Origin of the sequence: Pseudomonas sp. Pseusp97, from assembly GCF_047304025.1 — a bacterium.
Lineage (GTDB): Bacteria > Pseudomonadota > Gammaproteobacteria > Pseudomonadales > Pseudomonadaceae > Pseudomonas.
In genome coordinates this window covers 22,398-29,257 of sequence record NZ_JBGLYK010000049.1, presented here as the reverse complement: position 1 = coordinate 29,257, position 6,860 = coordinate 22,398, and the positions used below count along the sequence as shown (strand labels likewise).

Here is a 6,860-nt window from a genome sequence, read left to right as displayed (position 1 = left end):
GCAGGTGGGCGTGGCCGGCAGGCTGGCGAGGCCGATGGACAGGGCGAGCAGCGAGATGCTGGCCGGCGCGGACAGCCGGCGCAGAGTGGCACGCGAAGAAGCATTGGTCATCGAAGGGCTCTCTTAGTCAGTCTTCGTTCGCATTCGTAAATGCGAATCTATTGCATTGGCTTCTGACTAAACGAGCGAGCCTTGCGGATCGCGTAAAAATACTTTCGCCGAAGTGGACCGATCAGTTGAGGATCAGCAGTTTCGGGTATTCGCGCAGCTCGGCGGAGGTAATCTGCGCCAGCGAGCGGGCCACCCCCAGCGGGTCGTCCAGGCGCCAGTTGCCGGTGACGCTGAGGTTATCGAGGCGCTCGTTGGTAGTGACGATCCAGCCGGGGTAATAGCGGCGCAACTCGGCCAGCACCTGGCTGAGCGGGCAGTTCTCGAACACCATGCGGCCCTTTACCCAGGCCAGCTGGGATTCGGCCTCGGCGCCGTGCTGGCGTTCGCCGAAGCCTTGCGGGCCGACGCGGATGCTGTCGCCGGCGCCGAGGCTGACGCGGGCGTCGTCCTGGCGCGTGCGCAGGTCCACTTCGCCGCGCTGCACGCTGACTTCCGCCTCGTTGCCCAGGTAACGCACGGCGAACGCGGTGCCGCGCACCGTGACCTGCACCGGCCCGGCTTCCACTTCGAAGGGACGGCTGCGGTCATGGGCGACATCGAAGAAGGCCTCGCCGCGGTAGAGGCGGGCGACACGCTGCTGGTCGTCGACCTTGCTGGAGAGCGCGGTATCGGTGTTGAGCAGCACGCTGGAGCCGTCGGCCAGCTGGACATTCTGGCGCTCGCCGACAGCAGTGAGATGGTCTGCGCGCAGGCGCGTCAGCAGGTCGCCCTGCACCACGACGCCAATCGCAAGCACCAAGGCCGCAGCCGTGGCAACCGGCTTCCAGAAGTGATGCTGGCGGCGCACTGGGCGGACCTTTTCCTGCACCAGCCTGCGCTCCAGGCGCGCAGCGGCGACCGGCAGCAATGGCGACTGCCACGCATCGCGCACGCGCTGGTAGGCCCGCGCATTGCCTTCGCTGGCGGCGAGCCAGGCATCGAAGCGGGCGCGGGTTGCGGCGTCCATGTCGTCCTCGAGGCTCAGCCAGTCGAGGGCTTCGGCCATCTGCTGGTCGTCGGGCGGCGCGGCGTGGGGCAAGGGGCGATCCTCGGGGCGGTGCTGGGGTGGCGAGCCGCGCATTGTTGTCGAATCGGCCGGCGAACGGTGGTCCGTCATACCGGCTCCTCGAGGCGGCTGACCAGTCCGACGCAGATCGCCATGATCAGTTTCAGTTCCTTCTGCACCGTGCTGGGTGAGACGCCGAGCTGCTCGGCGATTTCCGCGTAGCCGCAGCCGTGCAGGCGGCTGAGGATGAAGATGCGCTGCTGGCGTTCGCTGAGTTCTTCGAGGGTGGCACCCAGGCGTTCGAGCAGTTTCTGCGCGTGCAACTGGTCCTCGGCGCTGGAGCCGGGGGCCGGCACGGCCTGGACCACATCGAATGGCACGTCATCGAGCAGGGTCCGCGACTGCATGCGCCGGTGGCGCAGATGGTCCAGGGCGAGGTTGCGGCCGGTCTGGAAGAGGAAGGGTTCCAGGTGGTCGATGCGGCGTTCGAGCAGGGTGCGGGCGACGCGCAGGTAGGTTTCCTGCACCAGGTCTTCAGCGATGCTCGGGTTCTTCACCATCCGTACGAGCGTGCGCAACAAGGGCAGGCGCTGGGCCAGGAAGACCGCGTCGAGGTTGGAAGTGCTCACAAGGGCGTCCAGCAGGAATAATTATCAAATGATAATTAATACTATTAAGCTGTGACTGATGGCACAAGCCCATGCCTGGTTGCGGATGGGTGCGGCCCAATGAAAAAAGGGCGAGGCGCGCGGGGCACCTCGCCCATTCCCTCAGCCGGCCGGTGAGGGGTAAGCGGGAATCAGGAGCGCAAGGGGCGTGCGTTGAGGCGGGAGGCGTCGCTGGCGGGTTGCGCCGGGGCGGCCGCTTCCGGGCGGCTGTTCCAGTGCGGGATCAGGATGCCGGCGGCGATCAGCGCGGTGACGGTGAAGCCGATGAACACGGTGTAGGTGTCGAAGTAACCGGGAAGCAGGCCACCGAGGATCGCGCCGATGGAGCCGCAGCCGTTGACGAAGCCCGCCGCGGTGCCGGCCGCTTCGCCGGTGCCGAAGTCCACGGCGGCCGCGCCGCTGATCATCGAATCCGGCCCGTAGAGGGTCAGGCCCATCATGAACAGCAGGGCAAGGACCACCAGGCTGCTACCGGTCTGCATGGCGGGGACGAACAGGGCGAGGCACGCGGTGAGGGCGAGCAGGCTGATCACGCACGCCGGCATGCGCCGTGCACCGAAGATGCGGTCCGAGGCAAAGCCGATCAGGATCGGCCCGAGCAGCCCGGCGACCTCGAAGGCCGACGGCAGGATCGCCGCGCCGACCTTGCCCAGCCCCGGCATGCGTTCGTAGACGATCACCGGACCCCACAGGAGGATCGCGTAGCGCGCCGGCTTGAGCAGGAAATAGGCCAGGCCCAGGGTGAGCACGGTGCGATTGCGCAGCACCTTGCCGAGGATGCGCAGCGACTTGCCGTTCTCGCCTTCGTGCTTGAAGCCGGCGTAGTTCACCGCTTCGGGTTGCTGCACGTCGGCTTCCACCGGCGGCAGGCCGACGTCCTGCGGGCGGTTGCGTTGCAGCAACAGGAACAGGACGGCGACCGCTCCGACCACCGCAGCGGTGGAGTAGAACGCCGCGTGCCAGGTGCCGAACACTTCATAGGCCCACCAGCCGGCGAAGGGGGAGGCGACCAGCCCGCCGAAGGCATAGCAGGTGCTCCACAGCCCCAGCACGCGGCCGCGTTCGTGGGTGGCGAAGAAGCTGCCGATGTTCTTGCACAGCCCGGACCAGCCGGTGGATTGCGCCAGGCCCTGGACGACCATGCAGGTGGCGAAGATCGGCAGGGTGGCGAAGCTGCCCATCACCAGCGCAGCGGCGGCGGAGATCAGCAGGCCGCCGAATACCACCACGCGCGGGCCGTAGCGGTCGGCGAAGACGCCCCAGGTGAACTGGCCCACCGCGTAGGCGGTGAGGTAGACGGCGTCGAGGTTGGCCATCGCGATCTTGTCGAGATGGAAGCTGGGGTCTTCGGCAATGCCGAGCTTGGCCACCGAGAAGGCCTTGCGGGTGAAGTAGAAGGCCGCGTAGGCCAGCCAGGTGATGGCGAAGATCTGCCATTTCCAGCGCGCCAGGGAAGCGCGCGGCGAAGCGGTGCCGTGAGGGTTGAGCATGATCTGACCTCGTTGTTGTTGTATGTGCCGGCAGTCAGTGGGGAACGCCTTTCTTGTTCTTCTTGTAGGAGCACGTCGCACCGCCTTGCGGTGCGGGTCAGAATCGCTGCAGCTGTTCTGGACCGTCGCTGCGACCGGTGAGGTGCAGCGGCGGTGGAGGGATGGAAACAATTTCGAATAAATAACTGAAATCGATTTATCAGATTTCAAAAATAAGCTAGGCTTGTAAGGCAGCGCGCCATGACGCTAGTGTTCTGCGCGAATGACCTCGTAGTCGCTTTCCGCCTGCCGGTGGAAATACGGTCAGAACCTTCCCGCAGAGGCCCGCCCATGTCCGTTTCCCACGCTCAGCTCAAGGCCTTCCATGCCGTCGCCGTGCACGGCAGTTTCACCCGCGCTGCCGAAAGACTGTTCCTCACCCAGCCGGCGATTTCCGACCAGGTGCGCAAGCTGGAAGAGCGCTACGGCGTGCTGCTTTTCCACCGTAACAAGCGCTCGGTGCGCCTGACCGAACTGGGTGAACGCCTGCTCGCAGTGACCCAGCGGCTGTTCGTCATCGAGGCCGAGGCGCAGGAGCTGCTGCAGGAGTCCAGCGCGCTGCAGACCGGCAGCCTGACCCTGGCGGTGGATGCGCCGGTGCACGTGCTGCCGCAGATCGCGCGCTTCTGCCAGCGCCATCCGGGCATCCGCGTGAAGCTGGAGACGGGCAATACCGACGAATCCCTGCAACGCCTGTTCGACTACCAGGCGGACCTGGCGCTGCTGGGTCGCGAGGTGCAGGACGAGCGCCTGCTGACCTTCACCCTGCGCAGTGACCCCATCGTCGCTTTCGTCGGCCGCAGCCATCCCTGGGCCGGGCGCCAGTCCATCGAACTGGCCGACCTCGATGACACGCCGTTGGTGCTGCGCGAGCAGGGCTCGGTGACCCGGCAGATGCTCGAAGCGGAGATGGCCCGGGCCGGCCTGCGCATCCGCCCGGCCATCGAGGTGGAAGGCCGCGAAGCATCGCTGGAAGCGGTAGCGGTTGGAATTGGCGTCGGCGTGGTTTCCGCCGCTGAGCTTGGCGCGGATGCGCGGGTGCATGCGCTGCCGATCCTCGACTGTCACTGGCGCATGAGCGAGACCCTGGTGTGCCTGCGCGAGCAGAGCACGCGACGGATCGTGGCGACCTTTCTCGATCTGGTGAAGGAAGATTTACCGGAGCATCAACCGTAGGATGGCGTGGAGCGAAGCGATACCCATGCAGGGCTCAGACAAGGCCGAGGGATCGCAAACAAGGCTGGTGAAGGAAGATTTGCCGGCGGAGTAGGGCGGCTGTTCGCGAGCAAGCTCGCTCCTACAGATGGGGCATACGCTGGAGTGTCTTTCGTAGGAGCGAGCTTGCTCGCGAACCGCATCCTTCCGACCGATCCGTCAACCCTCCGCCAACTCCAGAAACGCGCTCACCACCCGCAACCCCCGGCGCCGTTCCAGGCAGCCGATGGCATGGCGGTTGAGCAGGCCATTGCCACCCAACGGAATCGCCTTCACCCGCGGGTCAGGGCTGACCTCCAGCGACGACACGATGCCGATGCCCAACTCCGCCGCCACCGCTTCGGTGACGGCCTCGCGGCTGTCCAGTTCCAGCAGCACGCGTGGCGTGACCGCGGCCGCCGAGCAGGCCGCATCGAAGGTGCGCCGGGTGATCGAGTCGGGCTCGCGCAGCACCATGATCTGCTGGTCCAGCTCGCCCAGCGGCAGCTCGCCCGCGTGCTCGCTCCAGGCATGGCTGGCCGGCACCAGGGCGCAGATGCGCGACTCCACCAGTTCACGCAGGAACAGCCCGGCGCGCGGCTCTACCTCGGTCAGCACGGCGATATCGACGTGCTCGTCCATCAGCGCCGCGAGGGTTTCCTGCGCATTGCCCAGGCGCAGGTTGACGGTGATGCCGGGGTAGCGCGCGCGTAGCCGGGCAAGCATCGGCATTACCAGGTGCGGGCCGTCGGCAGCTACCTCGATGCGTCCGGTCACCAGCTCGCGGGTGGCGTCGAGCATGGCCTCGGCTTCCTCCTCCAGGGCGAACAGCGTACGACTGATCGCCGACAGTCGTACGCCATCTTCCGTCAGCTCCACGCCGCGCGCGGTGCGGCGGAACAGGTTGACCTGGTAGTGCTCCTCCAGTGCCTTCACGTGCCCGGTCACCGCCGGCTGGCTGATGAACAGGCGCTCGGCGGCGCGGGTGAAGCTGCGTTCGCGGGCGACGGCGTCGAAGGCGCGGAGCTGGAAAAGGTTCATGAGGTATATGTCCGGCTTATGCGGTGCATCGTGATAAACAATTTGAACGATATCTGCACGGCCGGCAAGTTATGCCCAGGCCGCCGCTAACCCGCCCGGCCCAACCGAATTCAGCCCTGACGACGTTCCCAACAAAGAGGAATCGAGCATGAGCACTGCCGAGCGAGCCCCCATCCTGCTGACTCCCGGTCCGCTGACCACGTCCCCCCGCACCCGTCGCGCCATGATGGTCGACTGGGGTTCCTGGGACCGCGACTTCAACGACCTGACCGCCGACGTCTGCAAGCACCTGCTGGCGATCATCCACGGCGAGGCGACCCACACCTGCGTGCCCCTGCAGGGCAGCGGCACCTTCTCCGTCGAGGCCGCCATCGGCACCCTGGTGCCGCGTGACGGCAAGGTGCTGGTGCTGATCAACGGCGCCTACGGCAAGCGCCTGGCGAAGATCTGCCAGGTGATCGGCCGCGAATTTGCCACCTTCGAAACCGAAGAAGACGTGCCGACCACCGCGGCCGACGTCGACCGCCTGCTCAGCGCCGACCCGAGCGTCACCCATGTCGCGCTGATCCACTGCGAAACCAGCACCGGCATCCTCAATCCGCTGGCCGACATCGCCAGGGTCATCGAGTCCCACGGCAAGCGCCTGATCATCGACGCCATGAGCTCCTTCGGCGCGCTGGATATCGATGCCCGGCAGATTCCCTTCGACGCGCTGATCGCCGCTTCCGGTAAGTGCCTGGAAGGCGTACCGGGCATGGGCTTCGTCTTCGCCCGCAGCACCGCCCTGAACGCCAGCGCCGGCAACTGCCACTCGCTGTCCATGGACCTGCAGGACCAGCACGCCTACATGGCCAAGACCGGCCAGTGGCGCTTCACCCCGCCGACCCACGTGGTGGCCGCGCTGCACGAAGCGCTGAGCCAATACGAGGAGGAGGGCGGTCTTGCGGCCCGTCATCAGCGTTACGCAAACAATTGCCAGACTCTGCTGGCCGAGATGGCCCAGCTCGGGTTCCGCAGCTTCCTGCCGGCGGCGATCCAGGCGCCGATCATCGTCACCTTCCATGCCCCGCGCGACGCTCGCTACAGCTTCACCGAGTTCTACAACCGGGTGCGCGAGAAGGGCTTCATCCTCTACCCGGGCAAGCTGACCCAGGTGGAAACCTTCCGCGTCGGTTGCATCGGCCAGGTCGACGCCAGCGGCATGCGCGCCGCCGTCGCAGCCATCGCCGAGACGCTGAAGGAAATGGAAGTCTTCGAAATCTGACGCCCGCC

At 66.3% G+C, this 6,860-nt stretch carries 6 protein-coding genes; 2 read left to right on the top strand and 4 right to left on the bottom strand.

Annotated features, from left to right (window positions below; genetic code table 11):
• Nucleotides 1–232 precede the first annotated feature (232 nt).
• The 3 genes from ACCC94_RS11455 to ACCC94_RS11445 form a co-directional block, all read right to left on the bottom strand.
• Nucleotides 233–1,156 carry a FecR family protein gene (locus ACCC94_RS11455; RefSeq protein WP_413349582.1) on the bottom strand — a complete coding sequence of 308 codons (924 nt, stop codon included), beginning with the start codon at nucleotides 1,154–1,156 and terminating at the stop codon, nucleotides 233–235.
• A gap of 107 nt (nucleotides 1,157–1,263) precedes the next feature.
• Nucleotides 1,264–1,785, bottom strand: coding sequence for an RNA polymerase sigma factor (locus ACCC94_RS11450; RefSeq protein WP_413349581.1), 522 nt, complete (start codon nucleotides 1,783–1,785; stop codon nucleotides 1,264–1,266).
• Between the two features lie 170 nt (nucleotides 1,786–1,955).
• Nucleotides 1,956–3,314, bottom strand: coding sequence for an MFS transporter (locus tag ACCC94_RS11445; RefSeq protein WP_413349580.1), 1,359 nt, complete (start codon nucleotides 3,312–3,314; stop codon nucleotides 1,956–1,958).
• A gap of 330 nt (nucleotides 3,315–3,644) precedes the next feature.
• Here ACCC94_RS11445 and ACCC94_RS11440 point away from each other — a divergent pair, with 330 nt between their 5' ends.
• On the top strand, nucleotides 3,645–4,529 hold the full coding sequence (locus ACCC94_RS11440; protein WP_413349579.1) for a LysR substrate-binding domain-containing protein: 885 nt from the start codon (nucleotides 3,645–3,647) through the stop codon (nucleotides 4,527–4,529).
• A gap of 198 nt (nucleotides 4,530–4,727) precedes the next feature.
• Here the strand turns inward: ACCC94_RS11440 and ACCC94_RS11435 are convergent, their stop codons facing one another.
• Entirely contained in the window at nucleotides 4,728–5,588 is an 861-nt protein-coding gene (locus ACCC94_RS11435; protein WP_413349578.1) for a LysR substrate-binding domain-containing protein, read from the bottom strand.
• Nucleotides 5,589–5,736: 148 nt separating this feature from the next.
• On the opposite strand from ACCC94_RS11435, the gene ACCC94_RS11430 reads away from it, so the two are divergent.
• Nucleotides 5,737–6,852 carry a 2-aminoethylphosphonate--pyruvate transaminase gene (locus ACCC94_RS11430; protein WP_413349577.1) on the top strand — a complete coding sequence of 372 codons (1,116 nt, stop codon included), beginning with the start codon at nucleotides 5,737–5,739 and terminating at the stop codon, nucleotides 6,850–6,852.
• Nucleotides 6,853–6,860 lie beyond the last annotated feature (8 nt).

What these genes read in the sequence shown, in the direction of transcription:
- ACCC94_RS11455 (WP_413349582.1), bottom strand. Translation starts at nt 1,156, where the DNA reads ATGGCCGAAGCCCTCGACTGGCTGAGCCTCGAGGACGACATGGACGCC.
- ACCC94_RS11445 (WP_413349580.1), bottom strand. Translation starts at nt 3,314, where the DNA reads ATGCTCAACCCTCACGGCACCGCTTCGCCGCGCGCTTCCCTGGCGCGC.
- ACCC94_RS11440 (WP_413349579.1), top strand. Translation starts at nt 3,645, where the DNA reads ATGTCCGTTTCCCACGCTCAGCTCAAGGCCTTCCATGCCGTCGCCGTG.
- ACCC94_RS11435 (WP_413349578.1), bottom strand. Translation starts at nt 5,588, where the DNA reads ATGAACCTTTTCCAGCTCCGCGCCTTCGACGCCGTCGCCCGCGAACGC.
- ACCC94_RS11430 (WP_413349577.1), top strand. Translation starts at nt 5,737, where the DNA reads ATGAGCACTGCCGAGCGAGCCCCCATCCTGCTGACTCCCGGTCCGCTG.